We start from the raw sequence: 19,039 nt of genomic DNA, 5'->3' as shown, positions 1-19,039 counted from the left end.
TCGGTTCCTATGTGTGAATCTTTGCCACATGCTTACCAGTCGTATTTCGCGGTTGCGATCACCGTGCGCAGATTCCCGTAGAAACAGGTGTTCACGGACTGGCAACCGCTCACGAACCGGCGATTGAAAATATTCTGGCCGTTCACCGCGAAGCGCCAGTTGCGCGTTTCGTAATGAACCGCCGCGTCGTACACGGTGTAGCTCGGGGCGTACAGCGAGTTGTCGGCGGCGCCCGCCGCGCCGTGACGACATTGATCGTCTGCGGAATTTCCTTCAGCGGGGTGTCGGTCTTGGTGCCGGTGCTGCTACGGCGTGCAACGAGGCCTACCGTGTCGTCATTTTCCGTCGAGCCTTTGACGCTGATCGAAGGCAGCGTACTGGCCGAAGTCGCGGCCTGTTGACTTGTCCTGGTTTTCTGCTGTGCATTGCCCTCGGGTTGCGCCGACTGCTGCGCCTGTGCGGTAGCGGCTGCGGTTGCATAAAACGCAACACTCGCCGGGGCGGCGGTTGCAGTCCGGCGCGTGCTTATAGCCCACTCCATCTCTCGATGCTCCAGGTTTTTGTGCGGCCAACAGGCCGTTTTTATTAAAGAGCGAAGGCCATGCGGCCCGCGCTCGTCGCGTTTTCTTGTGCTTGTTGTGTCCGGCCCGCCGACCGGTCTTGCGATGTGCGGTGTGCGAGCGAAGCGGCGATTTCGTCGGAGCGCAGCGCGAGGACCGACAGCAGCGTGTCGGAAAGCCCGTGGCTGTCTTCGCAACAGCCCTGCAGATAAATGCGCGGTTTGAAACTCGCCGGCGTGGCGAGCCGGTAATCGCGTTCGACGTTGCCTTGCGCGAGCGCGTCGCCCAGATGCGGCGCAAGCCCTTCCAGCAAGTCGAAATGCGTGTCGCGGCGATAGCCCGTTGCGAGCACGAGCGCGTCGAATTGCTCGGCGCGGGCGTGGCCGCTCAGGCGGTCACGCAATGTGAGTTCGATCTGTCCGCCGGCCGTGCGCACCGCGCTTTCGATGCCGGTGTTCGCCAGCAGCCGGTGTCGCGGATCGGCGGACACGTTCTGCAGATAAAGCATTTCGTAGATCTGCTCGATCAACGGACGGTCGACCACCGCGTAGTTGGTGTCGCGAAAGCGCTCGATCAGCGAACGGCGGCCGTCGCGCGGCTGCGCGTAGACGATATCGGTAAAGGCGGGGCTGAAAATCTCGTTGACGAACGGGCTGTCGTCGGCCGGTTTCAGCGCGCTCGAGCGGATGATGAGGCTCGCGTCGACGTGCGGATAGCGGCGCGTCAGATCGACGAACACCTCGGCCGCGCTCTGGCCCGCGCCGATCACCGCCACGCGTTTTCGTGCGCCGTTCGCGGGTCCGACCACGCGGTCGATGGAAGTCAGGTACTGCGACGAATGCACGATGTTGTGCGTACCGAGCGCGGCAAAGGCTTCCGGCACCTGCGGACCGCCGCCGATACCGACCGACAGCGCCCGCGTCGCGCGCTGCCACTCGCGGCCTTCGTGGTCGCGCGAGAAAACCCGCAGCGCTTCGACGTCGTTCGTATTCGCGGTGCTCTTGACCGCTTCGATGCCGGTCACGGTCTGTCCGTAGTTCACGCGATCGTCGAACGACGCCGCGACCCAGCTCAGGTAATCATGGAACTCCACACGCGTCGGATAGAAGTTCTTCAGATTGACGAAATCCGCCAGACGTCCGCGCTCGAACAGATAGTTGATGAACGTGAAGCGGCTTTTCGGATCGCGCATCGTCACGAGATCCTTGAGGAAGGAAATCTGCATCCGGCAATCGTCGAGGAGCATGCCGCGATGCCAGCCGAATTCCGGCTGACGCTCGATGAAGCAATGCGCGAGTTCCGACACCCCGGCCCCTTCGGCGAGGCGCACGGCAAGCGCCAGATTCGACGGTCCGAAGCCGATTCCGATCAGATCAAATACGGTGTCTCTGTGCATGTCGCAGGTCCTTATCGGTGGAAACCGGCGCGCCGGATGCGCGGACCGGTGAAAAATCTTTCGTGATTAATGCGGTTTTTATTGATTGCGGTTTTTTGCTGGCGTTTCTTTGCCGGGTTTCGCGACCGCTTCAGGCGCCGTCCCGTAACTCGGCGACGTTCGATGCCCGCGCAAACAGCCGCGCCGCCAGTTGCGCGAAGGTCGGCGCGGCGAATACATCGGCGATCTCCAGCGCATGACCGATGGCTCGCGCGGCATCGACGAAGCGCACCACGTCGAACGAACTCGCGCCGGCTTCGAACAGGTCGTCGTGATGCGCGGGCGTGTTGCCTTCAAAGAGATCGCTCCAGACGCGCTCGAGCGCCTGGGCGCGCTGCGATGCTTCGTCGTGAGAGGTCGCGTTTACCTGCGCGCTGGCCGCAGGGCTCGCGGACTCCAATGCAAAGCGCGCGGCTGGCGCACCCAGTCGTTCATGCGGCGCGTCGACGAATTGCTGCACCACGTCCAGATAGTCAGCGGTCAATATCTCGACGAAGCGGCCGTCCACCAGTTCGTTCGCATAGGAAAAGGCGCCGGTCACGCGTCCGTCGGCATGCTCGACCACATCCAGTTCCAGTTCGAACACGACCCGATGCCGCACGTCGTTGAAATCGTCTAGCGTGAGGCCAGCCCAGTCGCGTTCCGCTGTTCCCGCCGGACGCAGGTAGTTGAACATCACTGAGAACAAAGGATTGCCGGCTTCGGCGCGAGGAACGCGCAATGCCGCGACCACATCGGCGAACGGCGTGTCCGCGTGCGCATAAGCGGCGAGCGCTGCGTCGCGGACTTCAGCGAGCAGCGTCGCCGGCGTGTCGGTTTTCGCGAGCCGCGTGCGCACGACAACGGCGTTGATGAAGAGTCCGAGCGCGCGGCGCGCGGCCTCGCCTGTCAGTTCACGCGTCGAGGCGAGAACGCCGACCGGTTGATCGGTGGCGCCTGTCGCACGATAGAAGGCTACATTCAGCGCGGCGTGCAGCAACATGGGCAAGGTCGCGTGAACTTCGAGCGCCATCGAGCGCGCGCGGCGAACGAGCGCCGGGCTGAATTCGAACGCGAGACGTCCGGCGCTCCAACTCGGCGACGCTGCGCGGCCCGACGACGGCGACGGCAACACTTGCGACGGCGCATCGGCCAACGCATCGCGCCAGAACGACACGCGCGCTCGCGGCGCGGCGACCGGCAAGATCAGTTCCTGATGCGAAGCCGATCCCAATACCGAAACCGCCGGCGACGCGCCTCGCACGATTGCGACATAAGTGGTGCGTACGTCATCGAGCCATAGATCGATCGACTGACCGTCCGACACGATGTGATGCACGACCAGCGACAACACATGATCCTGCTCGGCAAGGCGCAACAAGCGCACACGCCAGAGCGGCACATCGTCGAGCAGTTGGAATGGCGTGAGCGCATCTTCGTCGGTGAGCGCGACTGCGGCGCTCTCGCCGAGAGCATCGGCCGAATCGCCCGACAGGTCCACCACCGGCAACTCAAACGGCGTCGGATCTCCGACTCGTTGGCCGGGCAATTGCCCTTCACGCTCGACGAGCCGCACACGCAACGCCGGATGTCGCGCGGCCGCTTGAGCAAACGCTTCGCGCAACGCATCGACATCGAGCGCGCCACGCAAACGCAGCGCAACAGGAATGTTGTAGGCCGCGCTATCCGGCTGCGAGCGCCACAGGAACCACAAGCTCAATTGCGCGGAAGAAAGCGGCAGCACGCCGTTCGCGTCGGCTATCGGGTGTGAATTCGAAGCGCCGCTCAAAGCTTCGTTACCCACATCGGCCATCGCCTCGCTGCGCGCCGCGGCCATCACCCGCTGCGCGTATTGCGCAAGCGTCGGCGCTTCGAAGAGCGTGCGCACTGGCACATCGCGCGCAAGCCGTTCGGCCACGCGCGTCGCCACGCGAACCGCCGCGAGCGAGTGCCCGCCGAGTTCGAAGAAGTGATCGGCACGGCCGACACGCTCCACGCCCAACACTTCACGGAAAATCTGCGCAAGCGCGGTTTCGAGTCCCGCTGCAGGCGCCTGATAGGCACGCGCGACACGCTGCGGTTCCGGCAACGCCGCGCGGTCCACTTTGCTGTTGGCGTTGCGCGGCAACGCGTCGAGCACGACGATATGCGCAGGCACCATATAGTCCGGCAACGTATGGCGCAGATGCGCGTCGAGCTCGGCCGCATCCGCGCGTGTGCTACGTTCGCGTGCTTCCGCGCTCAATTCGACATACGCCACCAGCGCCGCTTGCGCGCCCTTGCCATGCACGATCGCTACAGCTTCGCGCACGTCATCGTGCGCGGCGAGCTGTGCTTCGATCTCACCCAGTTCGATCCGCAAGCCGCGCAGCTTCACCTGATGATCGACGCGGCCGATAAAGTCGAACACGCCGTCCGCACGCCGCTTGACGAGGTCGCCCGTACGGTAGAGCCGCGCGCCCGGCGCGCCGAACGGATCGGGCACGAAGCGCTCGGCCGTGAGCGCCGGCCGGTCGAGATAACCGCGCGCGACGCCCACGCCCTCGCCGCCCAGATACAACTCGCCAATCACGCCCACCGGCAGCGGATTCAAGCGTGCATCGAGCACATGCGCGGAACGCGCGCCGACCAGCGTGCCGATCGGCAGATAGGCGCTCTCCGCGAGCTTCGCGGTGTCGTCGGTCGGATAGAACATCCACAGCATCGGCGTGATGACGGTTTCAGTCGGCCCGTATCCGTTGACGATGCGCGCATTCGGAAACGCCCGGCGCATCAGCGCGAACGCTTCACGCGAGGTGGCCTCACCGCCCACCGTCAGCGAACGCAAGCTGGGCGGCGCACCGTGCGCGAGCGCCCACTCGGCGAGTTGCGTTGCGCAACCGGGCGGCACGTAGGTCATGGTCACGCCTTCGCGCACCATCATCCGGCAGGTTTGCGCGGGCGGCCACAGCGTGTCCGCCGTGATCGCCACGGCTGCACCGGACATGTACTGCGAGAACCAGCCTTCATGCGCGCCGTCGAAATTGACCGACTGGAACAGCAGGAACACTTCACGCTCGCCTGCGCCATAGCGCTCCGCGATCGCCGCGCAATGTAGTGCAAACGAACCGTGATCGACCACCACGCCCTTCGGCTTGCCCGTCGAACCGGACGTATAAATCACATACGCCGCCTGATGCGGCGACACGCGTGGCAACTCGACCTCCGCCGCCGAGGGTTCGTCAGCCTGCGGTTCCTCGTCGATCAGCCACAACCGCAGACGATCCGACTCCGGCAATGCGGCGAGACTCGCGCGTTCCGTGATGACGTGCGTGATTTGCGCATCGTCGAGAATCTGCGCGAGGCGTTCGCGCGGATGGCTCGGGTCGAGCGGCACGAACGCACCGCCCGATTTCAACGCCGCGATCAGACCGACCAGCAGATCCACCGAGCGGCTCAGCGCCACGCCGACCCGCATCTCCGCCCTCACGCCTGCTGCAACGAGTCGTTGCGCCAAACGCGTGGCTTGCGCATCCACTTCGCCCCGCGTGAGCGAGCGATGCATATCGGCGACGCCACGAGCGTCCGGCCGCGCGCTGGCGTGGTCGGCCACGCGCTGATGCACCGGCCTGAATGCCGTTTCATGCGGGAGCGCCGTGCTATTCCATGCGTCGAGTTGTGCGCGCTCCGCTTCCGGCAGCCATCGCAAATCGCCAACCGAGGTCGCAGGCACTGCCGTCGCTTTCGATAGCAACTCGATGAATCGCGCGGCGAGGCGCTCTATCGCATCGGCGTCGAACAGATCGAGTGCGTAGATGAAGTAGGCATCGATCGAACCGTCGTCCCGTTCCTCGAAGCTCAGCGTCAGATCGAACTTGGCAAACGGTGCACCCGAAGGCAACTCCGTCATGTGGACTTCCGCGAGCGACGGCAAACGGCGCCGCGCACCATAGGCGGCCATTACCTGAAACAGCGGATGATGACTCGCGCTGCGCACCACGCCGAGCGCTTCGACCACCTGTTCGAATGGCACGTCCTGATACGATTGGGCGTCGATCAGCGTTTGCTGCGTCGCGCCGACCACCGCGGCGAATGGCTGCGTCGCGGGAATCGGCGTCGCAAGCGTGAGCGTGTTCACGAAGAAGCCGACGAGACCGGCCACTTCGCCGCGCTCGCGATTCGCCGCGGGCACGCCGATCTGAATCTGCGTTTCACCCGACGACCGCGCGAGCAACGCGCTCAGTGCCGCCAGCAATACCGCGAACGGCGTCGCGCGCTGCGCATTGGCCAGTGTCTTCACTTGCTGCGCGAGCGCGGCATCGAGAACGAAACGATGCCGTGCGCCACGCGCGCTGCGCTGCGCCGGACGCGGCGCCGCGCCCGGCAGCATCAGCACGTCGCGATTCGCATCCAGCCGCTCGCGCCAGAAGGCCAACTGACGTTCCCGTTCGCCCGCGTCGAGCCAGCGGCGCTGCCATAGCGCGAAGTCGGCGTATTGGATCGGCAACGGCGCGAGCGACACCGCTTCGCTCTTTGCATACGCGCGATAAAACGATGCCAGTTCGGCCAGAATCACGTCCGCGGACCAACCGTCCGAGACGATGTGATGCGTCGTCAGCGCGAGCCAGTGCGTGGTCGCGTCGAGACGAATCAGGTGCGCGCGCATCAGCGGCCCGAGCGACAGATCGAAGGACTTCGCTTCGTCGGCCCGTGCGATGTCGGCGGCACGCGCCTCGCGCTGATCCGCGGGCAACGCGCTCACGTCGCTCGCGTGCCACGGGCAGCGCGACGGCGCATGCACCGTCTGCAACACGCCGTCGCCGCTTTCGGTAAAGGTCGTGCGCAGCGCTTCGTGGCGCGCGATCAGCGCATCGCACGAAAGACGCAGCGCATTGGCATCGAGCGCGCCGTCGAGCCTCAGGCGTTCGGTGATGTGATACGCCGCCGGTTCATCGATCATCCGTGCATGCAGCCACAGACGCGTTTGCGCGAACGAAGCCGGCACACTCGCGGTGCGCTCGGCGCGCGGTGGAATCGGCAGCACGCGAAAGTCGATGCCGGCGGCGTCGAGCTTCGTGAGAAAGGCCTTGCGTTGCGCATCAGGCAACAGCGCGAAGCGTGACGCGAGGGAAAGCAGATCCGGTTTGGCAGTGGTCATGCTGGGTTGTCTCAGTACGGGTCGGCTGGCCGACGAATCGACGTGTTGGGCAGCGTATTGGGCTTATTGCAGTTCGAATTCGTCGAGGAGTGCATCGATCGCGCTCGCGGTATCGCCTGCACCGTGTGCGTCGCGTTCGGCAAGTGCGCGATCGATCGCGGCGGCGCAGCGCTGCAACGTGCGTTCGTCGAACAAGGTGCGTAGCGGCAGGATCAGCGTCCAGTGCAGATTCGCTTGCGCGTTGGCTTGCGTCGCGAGCAGCGAGTGACCGCCCAGCGCGAAGAAGTCGTCGTCGCGGTTGACCGTGTCGATGCGCAGCACCCGCTTCCAGATTTCGGCGAGTTCGCGCTCGGTGTCGGTGGCTGGTAACGCAAGGGCGTTTTCTGAGGCGGTGCCTCGCACTGGAGCCGGCAATGCGTGGCGGTCGCATTTGCCGTTCGGCGTGACCGGCAGCGCATCCACCGCGATCAGATGCGAAGGCACCATGTACGACGGCAGTTGCGCGCGCAAATCGTCGAGCAGCGTCTGCGTGTCGAGCGAGTTGTCCGCGCCGCACGCCACGTAGCCGATCAATTGCTCGTCACGCACGATGACCACGGCGTCGTGCACGCCCGGTGCCGCACGCAACAGTGCTTCGATTTCGCCGGGCTCGATACGCTGGCCACGCAGTTTCACTTGCGTATCCATGCGGCCGAGATAGTCGAGTGCGCCGTCCGCGCGACGGCGTACAAGGTCGCCGGTTCGATAGAGCCGCGTGCCGTGCGAGAACGGATCGGGAACGAAACGTTCCGCCGTCAGCGCGGCGCGGCCAAGATAACCGCGCGCCAGTCCCACGCCGCCCAGGTAGAGTTCGCCGATCGCGCCTTGCGGCAGCGGCTGCAACGCCGCGTCCAGCACGTGCAGTTGCAAGTTCGCGATTGGATGACCGATCGGCACGGACGTCGCATCGGCATCGCGCGCGCCGCACGTCCAGTGCGAAACGTCGATGGAGGCTTCGGTCGGGCCGTAGAGGTTGTAGAGCCGCGCGTGGGGCAATTGTTTTCCGACGCGCGCCACCAGTTCCGGCGCAAGCGCTTCGCCGCTGGCGATGATTCGCTCGATGCTTGCGCAGCGCGCCGCCGCGTGGAAGTCTTCCAGATGGGCGACGAAGGCCGCGAGCATCGACGGAACGAAATGCAGTGTCGTGACGCGATGTGATTCGATTGCTGCAACGAGGCGCGCCGGATCGCGATGGTCGCCGGGGGCCGCAATCGCGAGCTTCGCGCCGACGGCGAGCGGCCACACGAACTCCCACACCGATACGTCGAAGCCGAACGGTGTCTTGTGCAACACGACGTCGTTGGTGTCGAGTCGATACGCGTCCTGCATCCACGCAATGCGGTTCGCCAGCGCATGGTGTGTATTGCCCGCGCCTTTCGGCTTGCCGGTCGAACCGGACGTGTAGATCAGGTAGGCCAGCTGATCGGGCGCGACTGCCACGGGAGCGCTGAGCGTGAAGTCGGCGCCGCGTAGTGCGTCGACGCTCAGGACTGTTACGCGGGCGCTGTCGACCGCTGCCGCGACGCGTTCCAGCAGATGCGGCTGCGTCAGCACGACGGCCGGTTTCGCGTCGTTGAGTAGATACGCGATGCGGTCCGCGGGATAGTCCGGATCGATGGGCAGATAAGCCGCCCCCGCTTTGAGCACGCCGATCAGCGCCACCACCATGTCGAACGAACGCTCGACGCACAGCGCTACTGCCGTATCTGCGCGCACGCCGGCTTCGATGAGCGAGGCGGCGACGCGATCGGCGTTCGCATCGAGCTCGCCGTAGCTCATCTGCTGCGTGCGCCCTCGCATGTCGACGAATTCGAGCGCGATCGCATGGGGCGACGCCAGCGCCTTCTGTTCGAACTGGCGATGCAGCGCTTGCTGTTGCGTGTGCGGCCACGCTTGCGCGGTCGAGTTGAAGCGGTCCAGCGCGGCCAGCTCGTCGACGGTGGAAATCGAAATCGTGCCGAGCGGTGCGTCCGGATCGGCGATCAAGCCCGCAAGGCACGCGGCAAACGCGCGATGCAATGCGGCGACGCGCGCTTCATCGAGTTGCGCGGCGTCGTAGCCGTAATCGATCGTGAGGGTCGCGCCCGCCTCGATCACCAGCGTGAGCGCGAAATCGGTCGCCTCGATATTGCGCAACTCGCGCAGCTTGAGCGCGCGCTCGTCGCGCCCTTGCCATGCTTCATCCACGGGATAGTTTTCGAACACGATCAGCGTGTCGAATAGCGCGCCACCGCCTTGGCCGGCCCATGGCTGGATTTCATAGAGTGGCGTATGCGCGTGCTCCGCAGCCGCGGCGTTGTCGCGCTGCAGATCGTGCAGCCATGCCGATGCCCGGCGTTGCGGCAACGGCACCGTGATCACCGGCAGCGTGTTGATGAAAAGACCGAGCACGGTGTCGACGTCCGGCAGCGCATCGGGACGGCCGGCGACGGTCGCGCCGAACGCGACGGCAGTGTGATGCGTCATCCGTTGCAGCGCGAGTGCCCACGCGCCCTGCACCATCGTGTTGACCGTGACCTTCAGACGGCGCGCGCTGTCGGTGAGACGTGCCATCGTCGCCGCGTCAAGCGATTCACGCCGCGTGAGATGCTGCGGCTCTCGGCCGTTCGCGGACTCACGTTCGGCAACCAGCGTCGGTTCGTCGAGCAAAGCGAGACGTTGCAACCAGAACCCGCGCTCGCTTTTGGCGTCGCGTGCGGCCAGCCACGCGATAAAGTCGCGATAGCGCGTCTTCGCGGGCGCGGCGAACGGTTGCGGACGCGGCGGCTCGATATAGTCGCGCAGCACGTCAGCGAAGAAACGCGCCGTGCTCCAGCCGTCGAGCAGCAAATGGTGACGCGTCCAGACGAGACGCCATGCGTCATCCGTCATGCGGACCAGCGCCACGCGCATCAACGGCGGCGACGTCAGATCGAAACCGCGCGCACGGTCGGCGCCGAGCCAGCTTTCGAATGCATCATGCGCGCCTGCACCGCGCTCGCGCCAATCGAGAATCTCGACGGGCATGCGCGCCTGGCGATGCACGATCTGCATTGGTGTCGCCTCATCCGGCGTAAAGCCGGTGCGCAAGATGTCGTGACGCGGCACGGCGGCTTCGAATGCCGCGCGCAGGCGTTCCACGTCCGGCTCGATCAACGTCGCGACCAGTTGGTTCACGTAGGTGGGTTGCTCGGGCGCGAACAGCGAATGAAACAGAATCCCGTGCTGCATCGGCGAAAGCGGATAGATGTCGTCGATGGTGCGCAAGTCGAGCGGCACGCGCTCCAGCGCGGCCTGCGTCAAGCCACCCGCGCGCGCGAGCGGATAGTCGCCGGGCGTTGCTCCACCGCCGCGTTGCGCGAGACGCGCGGCGCACGCGACGGTCAATTCCGCGAGCGCGCTTTCGAAGCGCCGCGCGATGGCTTCCACGGTAGCGCGCTCGAATTGCGTCGCGCCGTAGACCCAATGGACCTTGAGCGTACGCGTGGCGTCGCCGTCGATATAGGCGTGAATCGCCAACGCGTTGCCGATCGGACCCGCCGGATCGCGTTCTTGCCCCGCGCCGCCGAAACGCGGCACGAGCGCCGCTTCGCGCGGCGCGTCGAACTGGCCGAGATAGTTGAACGTCACATGCGGGCGCGGAACGGCGGCGAGCGCGGCGCGCGTCGCCGTGTCGCCGTAGTGGCGCAGCACGCCAAAGCCGAGACCTTTGTTCGGCACTGCGCGCAGCGTGTCCTTGATGGCGCCGAGCGTGGCCGCCGGCGAATTTTCAAGAGTGAATTGCACCGGATAGTGACTCGTCAGCCAGCCGGGCGTGCGGCTGACGTCGACGTCGTCGAACAAAGCCTCGCGGCCATGGCCTTCGAGTTCGATACGACACACGGGCATGTCGAGCGACTGCGCTAGCGCCGCGATCAGCAGTTCGATCATCTGCGTGCGGTAAGCGGCATTCGCTTCCGTCAACGCGGCGCGCGTCAGATCGGCGCCGATGGTCTGGATCACGGATTGCGCTTCGGCGTTGGTCGCCTTGGCTTGCGGACGGTCGAGCGGCAAGTCGTCGTAGGGCGCGGCGAGCGCGCTCCAGTATGGAAGTTCGGCGGCAAACGGCGAGTTCGCGGTGTCGAGCGCGGCGCGCGCGAGCCGTGCCGCCCATTCCTGCGCGCTCGTTCCCGTCGACGCGAGGCGCACGCTGCGACGCTCGCAAGCGGCGCGATAGGCGGCGTCGAGGTCGTCCAGCAGCACACGCCACGTCACTCCGTCGACGATGATGTGGTGGATCGCCAGATAGAGCTTCGTGGTGCCGTCGGGCAGCAGCGCGGCCAATGCGCAGACGAGCGGGCCGTGTGTCAGATCGAGGGTGCTTTGCAATGCGTCGAATTGGGCGAGTGCGTCGGCTTCGTCGCGTGCGGAAATTGCGGCGAGCGGCAGTGTTTCGAATGCGCGCTCGGCCAGAGTCAGCCGCCATTCACCTTGCGAACCCACCGGTGCGAAACGCTGGCGGAAAATTTCGTGGTGCGTCAGCAGCGTTTCGAAAGCGCGCGCGAAAGCGTCGAAGTCGAACGGCGCTTGCGTGTCGATTTCGATGGATTGATTCCAGTGACCACGCCGCGAAATATCCAGTGCGAAGAAACGCAGTTGTGCGGGCGTGAGTGTGGTGGCCTGCTCGAGTTTGGATGGCGCGGCTTGCGCCTTCGATGCGCCCGATGCAGCCTGCGCAGCAACATCCACCGTCGTGGCGACACGCGCGAGTTGCGCGAGCGTGGGCGCATCGAACAGTTGCTTCGGCGTGAAGCGCACGCCGCGCTTGCGCGAACGGGCAATCACCTGCAACACCAGAATCGAATCGCCGCCGAGCTCGAAGAAGTTGTCGTCGCGGCCCACGCGTTCGGCTTTGAGCACGTCCTTCCAGACGGCCGCAAGGGCTTCTTCCGTTGCGCCTTGCGGCGCATCGCCCGCGGCCGCTGACGGCGCCGGTGCAGCCGCCAGCGCCCGCAATGCCGTGCGATCCACCTTGCCGTTGGCGGTCACAGGCAACACGGCGACATGCTGCAACACGGCCGGTACCATGTAGTCCGGCAAGCGCGCGCTCAACGCCGCGCGCAACGCGGCTTCGTCGAAACGCGCACCACTCTTCAAGGCGACGAACGATGCCAGACGCAAACGCCCTTCATGCTCCACGGCAAGCGTTTCGGCCTGAGCGATGCCGTCGAGTGCGCGCAGTCCCGCACTAACCTCGCCAGGTTCGACGCGGTAGCCGCGAATCTTTACCTGGTCGTCGAGCCGGCCCAGAAAATCCAGCCGACGATCAGCGCGCAGTCTCACGCGATCGCCCGTTCGATAGAGACGCTCACCCGGCGCGAACGGATTCGGTACGAAGCGCTCAGCGGTCGCGGCGGCGCGATTCAGATAACCGCGCGCCAAACCCGGTCCGCCGAGATACAACTCGCCGATTGCACCCGGCGGCACGCTCGCGCCGTGGCCGTCGAGCACGCAGGCATAGGCGTTCGGCAACGGCAGACCGAGCGGCACGGCGTGCGCGCTCAGCGCGTGCAATGCGGCTTGCGCTGGCGAAGACGTGTCGCACGTCAATGCGCCTACCGTTGCTTCGGTCGGGCCATAGTGATTGATCACGCGGCAGGCCGGCTTCAGTGCCGCGATCCGCTCGACCAGCGACCACGGCAGCGTTTCGCCGCCTGTCACCAGCGCATGCGCGGGCAGTACGTCAGCCGGATGCTGCGCGTCGAGCAGCGCGTGCAGGTGGCTCGGCACGATCTTGAGAATGCCGACGTTGCGCGTACGCATTTCATGCGCGAAGCGATCGGGATCGAATGCGCATTGCGCGGGCAATAGATGCAGGGTTCGGCCCGAGCACAGCGCGCCGAATAGCGTCGTATGGCCGAGGTCGGCGGCGGCGGTGGAGACCATTGCCATGGACGCGTCGTCGGCGAATGCGAGTTCGTCCAGCATGCCTTCGACATAGTCGGCCAATGCGCCATGCGAGATGACGACGCCTTTCGGCGTGCCCGTCGACCCTGAGGTGAAGATCAGGTAGGCGGCTTGGTTCGCCAATAGCGGCGCGCGCATTGCGGTTGCGGTTGCGGTTGCGGTTGCGGTTGCGGTTGCGGTTGCGGTTGCGTCACCCACGCTCGCTGGCGATGAAGCCTGCGTGAGCGTATCGAAATCGAGCGCGGTCGCTGCGCCTGCAGTCGTGACGTTTTTACTCGTTGTCAGAATCCACCGCGCGCCACACGCGTCAACCGAAGCAGTCAGACGCTCACGCGGCGCGGCAGGATCGAGCGGCACGACATACGCACCGGACTTCATCACGCCGATCAGCGCGACGGCAAAGCGCACCGAACGCTCGATACACACGGCCACCGACTGCTCCACGTCCGCCCCGCGTTGGCGCAAAGCAAGCGCGATACGGTCCGACGCCGCGTCGAGTTCGGCGTAAGTGAGTTGCGTGTCGGCATCCGCGAGCGCCACCCGATGCGGCGTTTCACGCGCATGCCGCGCGAACAGCGCGAGCACGTTGTCAGCCGCAGGCTTTAACTCGCGGCCACGTCGGGCGGCACGATATTCCGCGCTATCCGCGCAATCCAGTTCGGCAATCTTGCGTTGCGGATCGCGCACGGCATCGGCGACGAGCGCGGCGTAGCTGTGCAGCCACGCCTGAGCGGTCGCTTCGTCGATACCGTCGAGCGCATAAGCGACCACCAGTGCGATGCCGCGCGGGTCATCGGTGAAATCGAGCGCGTAGTCGAAACGGGCGGCGAGATCCAAACCCGGCGACATGCGTACCGAAGCGCCCGGCAATTCAGCCGACAGTTCCAGATCGAACTGCTGCGCGAACTTGACCTTGAGCCACGCGTCGCCGCGCCGCACCGGCGGCTTCACGGCGTCGAGCACCTGGTCGAACGGCACATCCTGATGTCCGAACGCATCGAACGCGGAACGGCGTACACCGTCGAGCAACGCGGCGAACGATTGGTCCGGCGCGACACGCGCGCGCAGCGCAAGCGTGTTGAGGAAAAGACCCACCAGCGGCGCGGTCTCCGCCCGCTGCCGATGCGCGATCGGCGCGGCCACGACGACGTCGGTCGCGCCAGTCAATCGGTAAAGCCAGGCGTCGAAGGCGGCGAGCAGCACCGTGAACGGCGATGCCTGCGTGCGTCGCGCAACTTCACGCACGGCTTCGGAGAGCGCCACAGGCAAACGCAGCGCGAGGCGGCCGCCGCGATAGTCGTGTTCCGGCGAGCGTGGCCGGTCAAGCGGCAATGCTAGCGCTTCGGGTGCGTCGCGCAATGCGTCGCGCCAGTATGCAAGCTGCCTTTCGCCTTCGCCGGCAGCAAGCCAGTCGCGTTGCCATTGCGCATAGTCGGCGTACTGGACCGTCAACGCCGGCAATTGCGGCTCGCTTCCCGTCGCGAAAGCGGAATAGGCGGCCCGCAGTTCGTCGAAGGCGCAGCGAGAACTCCAACCGTCGCAGATCGAATGATGCGTGGTCAACAGGAAGCGCTGCGTGTTGTCAGTGAGCGTAACAAGGGCGGCACGCACCAGCGGACCTTTCGACAGATCGAAGGCCGCGCCGACATGTTGCTCTGTGAACGCTGCCAGTCGCGACATGCGTTCGGCCTCGCCATCGCCGCGCAAGTCGATTTGGGCGATCGCCACCGGCAAGCGCGCGTGAATATGCTGCACGACGATACCGTCGTCGGACTCGACCAGCGTGGTTCGCCACGCCTGATGACGCGCGATCAAACAATCGAGCGCGCGTTGCAGTGTGCCGATGTCGAGCGCGCCCTGCACCTCCCATTGCACGGCAACGTGATAGGCCGCGCCAGCGTCCTGCGTTTGCGCGAGCACCCAGAACCGCTGTTGCGCGAACGACGCAGCGCGGTCGACGAACGGTGCGTCGGTGGTCTGCACCACCGTAATGGCATGCGAACCCACCAACGCTTCAATCTCAGTGTTGTCGATCAGACGCGCCAGCGTTTCGATCGGTTGATCGTCGAACAATGTGTCGAGCCGCAGATTCACACGCCATTCGATACGGATCGCCGCCTGCAATTGCATCGCCGCAAGCGAATCACCGCCGCGTGCGAAGAAGCGGTCGCCGCAGCCGATCGGCGCCGGGTCGTTCAACAGGGTTTGCCAAAACGCGGCGAGGCGCGTTTCGGTGGCGGTTCGAGGCGCGACGTGATTCGCATCGACGACAGCCGGCGCCGTTGCAATGAAGTCGCGCAATGCGGCGCGATCGAGCTTGCCGTTCAACGTATACGGCAGACGCTCGAAGCGCACCAGACGATGCGGCATCCAGGCCTGCGGCAAATGCGCGGCCAGATGCGCTTGCAGCGCGGCATCGTCGAGGGTGTCTTGCAGCACGACGCACGCGATCAGCTGCGTTCGGCCATGAGCAGATTCGGCCAGCACGCCTGCGTCAGCCACCGCTGGATGCGTCAGCAGACAAGCCGCGATCTCGCCGGGTTCGACGCGCACGCCGCGCACCTGAACCTGATCGTCGATGCGGCCGAGATAGTCGAACGAGCCGTCCGCGCGCTCACGCGCGAGGTCGCCAGTGCGGTAAATCCGTTCGCCCGGCTCGCCGGTCGGATCCGGCAGAAAACGTTCGGCCGTCAGCGCCGCGCGACCGTGATAGCCACGCGCGAGACACACACCGCCGAGCAGCAGTTCACCGCTTTCGCCCTGTTGTGCCGCGCCGTCGATGCGCGCCACGCGTCGCCCGATCGGCCAGCCGATCGGCAGCGAGGCAAAACCATTTCCTTCCTCGAGCGCCGGCGTCATACCCGGATCGACGGGCCACAGCATCGGCGAGATCACCGCCTCGGTCGGCCCATAGCCATTGACGAGACGCACCGACGGGAACACGCGGCGAATCTCGTCGAAACTGTCTTGCGACATCGCCTCGCCGCCGAACAGCAACGTGCGCAGCGAAGGTGGCACGCCGAGGCGCTCGCAAACGTTCGCGAACTCGCGCACATAAGCGGGCGGCAGCGTCGTATTGGTGACGCCTTCACGCAGCATGAACGCATGCGTGGTTTCCGGCGCGAACGGCGGCGGATCGCTGATCACCACGCTAGCGCCGACGGCAAGCGGTACTAGCCATGCCTCGATGGAGACGTCGAAATTGACCGAGGCGAAATGCAGCACGCGGTCACTGGCACCGATCGGCAACGAGTCGGCGAGCGCTTCACCGTGCGCGGCAAGCGGTCCGTGTTCGACGGCCACGGCTTTCGGCGTGCCGGTCGAACCCGACGTGTAGATCAGGTAGGCTGCCGCGCGTGGATGCACCGGCGTGTCTTCTCCATCGCCGTCGAAAGGAGGCGCCGTCACCTCTGTCGCAGCAGCGCTTGCGACGTCGAAGCATTGCGCGAAACGCGCGCGCATTGCCGCATCGGCGGAACCGTCGACGATGCCGTGCATGAGCCCCGCATCCCGTGCGACCCAATCGAGGCGCGCCGCCGGATGACGTGGATCGAGCGCGACAAACACGCCGCCCGCCTTCAATACAGCGAGCAAGGCGACGAACAGATCGCAGGACCGCGCGACGCAAACCCCCACGCGCACTTCAGTCGTCACACCCGCCGCGCGCAGTCGCGCCGCAAGCCGCGCCGCGCGGCTATCCAGTTCACCGCGCGTCAGCCGCACGGTGTGCGGCGTGAAGGACGCCAGCGCGGGCGCATCGGGATCGATGCGCGCCATGGCGCGGATCTGGTGGTGCAACGCAATCGGGAAGCTCGTCATGGGCATGAAATCCGTTAGAACTGGCCGCCTTGGCCAAGTCGCAGGCCGCAATGGGCCGCTTCATTGGTGTGACGATCCGCGATCGCAAATCTTTACCGCGTGGGTTGTTTTTATTTGGACTGCATCTTTTTGATGTGGCAGATGAACGCGCACGGTAAATGTTTGCTTCGCCCATTCGTCTATCAAGCGAGGGGCGTGTCTTTGCGCCCCGCTGAATGGCCGCATGCACGCATGCGCCGCCATTCGCCGATCCATTTGCGACCCACTGCGACACATTGCCGATGACCGCTGCCAACGAGCGCTACGACGCGCCACCCTCGTCTGCTTCACCTCCCTCCAACCCCGCGGGCAAACCCGCCATGCGCCTGATCGTGGCGCTGCTCAAGCGTTCTCGCGGCTCTTTCGCGATCGCGCTGACTGCCTGCGTGCTGAACGGCATCGCGAGCGTGCTGCTCGTGGCGACCTTGAGCCGTGCGCTGTCGCAAACGGGCGCCGCCGATATGTCGCTCGCGATGCGTTTCGCGTTGTGCGCGGTCGTCGCACTCGTCACGCGCGTGATCACCGGCGTGCTGTTCGCGCGCCTCTCGCAGGACACGATGGCGCAGTTGCGCGAACACGTCGCGCGGCGCGTCGCCGAAGCCGAGTTGCGCGATGTCGAACGGATCGGCGCGGCGCCCGTGCAGTCCGTGCTGACCGACGACGCCACCAACGTGTCGATGCTGTTCTTCGCGCTGCCCAATCTGGTGATGCATGGCTCAATCGTGTTCGGCTGCCTCGGTTATCTGGCGTGGCTGTCGTGGCCGGTCTGCGTGCTCGCGGTGGCAGCGATCCTGGTCGGCTCGCTCGGCTACCACGCTGGCGACAAGCGCGCGATCGCCTCACTCGAAGCCGCGGGCCGCTCGCAGGACAAACTGTTCGGCTATCTCGGCGCGCTCTTCACCGGCGCAAAGGAACTGAAGCTGCATCAGGCGCGATCGCGTCAGTTCGTGGACGGCCAACTGGGCTCGGCTATTGACGAAGTGCGTGACCATCGGCGTAAGGCGTTCAGCGCCTATGCGGTCGGGGTCGGCTGGATCGTGTTTCTGTTTTACGTGTTTCTGGGCGTCGCCGCGTTCTGGCCGGCACTCGGCGTGCACGCCGATGCGACGTCGGCATCGGGCTACGTGGTGGTGTTCCTGTTCATGCTGCTGCCGCTGGACGGCCTGCTCAACAATGTGCCGACGCTAAATGCGGCGCGCGTCTCGCTCGATCGCATCGAGAAGGTGATGGGCGAATTCGGCGCGTTGCGCACTTCGCCGCCGCCCGATGAAAACGCTTCGCACGCGCCGTATCGGACGCTTACGCTTAGCAACGTCACGCACTCGTACTTTCATGAGCGTGACGAGCGGATGTTCCGCGTCGGGCCGGTCAATCTGACTTTCAGGCCGGGCGAGCTGGTGTTTATTGTCGGTGGCAACGGCAGCGGCAAGACGACGCTCGCGAAAGTGCTGACTGGTCTCTACGAACCCGAAGACGGCACGATCGAACTGGACGGCAAGCCGGTCGGCTTCGCCGAGCGCGCCGCGTACCGTCAGCGCTTCACGGCTGTGTTCAACGATTTCCATCTGTTCGACGCGCTGCTTGGTATTGTCGATCCGAATGACGCCTCGCGCGCGCAGGCGGATGCGCGCGCCAACGCGTTGGTCGCGAAGCTCGCGCTCGATCACAAGGTGCAGGTCGTGAATGGTGCGTTCTCTACGCGAGCGCTTTCCACCGGGCAGCGCAAGCGGCTCGCGTTGGTGGTCGCGTATCTGGAAGACCGGCCTTTCTATCTGTTCGATGAATGGGCCGCGGATCAGGATCCTCAGTTCAAAGCGGTGTTCTACGAGCAATTGCTGCCGGAACTGCGCTCGCGCGGCAAGACCGTGCTGGTGATCAGCCATGACGACCGGTACTTCCATCTCGCGGATCGGGTGTTGAAGCTGGAGAACGGCAGTATCGTCAGTGAGACGCATGGTTCGGCACAAGCGGTGCTGAGCCCGGCCGTGGCTATGTAGTTGACGCTGAACAATTCAATTCCCAAGCGGCCGACGTCACGCTGTCACGTCGGCGGCAATGCAGCGCTCAAGCAAAGCAGTGAGAATGAAGAAGTGCAAAAGCCGCAAC

4 protein-coding genes and 1 pseudogene are annotated in these 19,039 nt (G+C 65.3%); 1 reads left to right on the top strand and 4 read right to left on the bottom strand.

The window, feature by feature from the left end; genetic code table 11:
- Positions 1-32 precede the first annotated feature (32 nt).
- From PQR32_RS30545 to PQR32_RS30530, 4 genes and pseudogenes are all read right to left on the bottom strand, one after another.
- Positions 33-239: pseudogene (locus tag PQR32_RS30545) on the bottom strand (hypothetical protein); the annotation flags it as partial.
- A 346-nt stretch (positions 240-585) separates the two neighbouring features.
- Positions 586-1,956, bottom strand: a complete 1,371-nt coding sequence (locus PQR32_RS30540; protein WP_408235901.1) for a lysine N(6)-hydroxylase/L-ornithine N(5)-oxygenase family protein — start codon at positions 1,954-1,956, stop codon at positions 586-588.
- A gap of 130 nt (positions 1,957-2,086) precedes the next feature.
- Complete coding sequence (locus PQR32_RS30535) at positions 2,087-7,111, bottom strand: non-ribosomal peptide synthetase (RefSeq protein WP_408235898.1); 5,025 nt, start codon at positions 7,109-7,111, stop codon at positions 2,087-2,089.
- A 63-nt stretch (positions 7,112-7,174) separates the two neighbouring features.
- Positions 7,175-16,894 carry a non-ribosomal peptide synthetase gene (locus PQR32_RS30530; RefSeq protein WP_408235895.1) on the bottom strand — a complete coding sequence of 3,240 codons (9,720 nt, stop codon included), beginning with the start codon at positions 16,892-16,894 and terminating at the stop codon, positions 7,175-7,177.
- A gap of 281 nt (positions 16,895-17,175) precedes the next feature.
- Between PQR32_RS30530 and PQR32_RS30525 the strand changes: the two genes are divergently transcribed.
- Positions 17,176-18,930, top strand: a complete 1,755-nt coding sequence (locus PQR32_RS30525; RefSeq protein WP_408235892.1) for a cyclic peptide export ABC transporter — start codon at positions 17,176-17,178, stop codon at positions 18,928-18,930.
- Positions 18,931-19,039: the final 109 nt, after the last annotated feature.

Source organism: Paraburkholderia dipogonis, from assembly GCF_046027395.1.
GTDB classification, from domain to species: Bacteria; Pseudomonadota; Gammaproteobacteria; order Burkholderiales; family Burkholderiaceae; genus Paraburkholderia; species Paraburkholderia dipogonis_A.
This window is presented reverse-complemented; position numbering and strand designations above follow the sequence as displayed.

Excerpts from the sequence above, each read along its gene's own strand:
- PQR32_RS30530 (WP_408235895.1), bottom strand. The coding sequence starts at position 16,894 with ATGACGAGCTTCCCGATTGCGTTGCACCACCAGATCCGCGCCATGGCG.
- PQR32_RS30535 (WP_408235898.1), bottom strand. The coding sequence starts at position 7,111 with ATGACCACTGCCAAACCGGATCTGCTTTCCCTCGCGTCACGCTTCGCG.
- PQR32_RS30525 (WP_408235892.1), top strand. The coding sequence starts at position 17,176 with ATGACCGCTGCCAACGAGCGCTACGACGCGCCACCCTCGTCTGCTTCA.
- PQR32_RS30540 (WP_408235901.1), bottom strand. The coding sequence starts at position 1,956 with ATGCACAGAGACACCGTATTTGATCTGATCGGAATCGGCTTCGGACCG.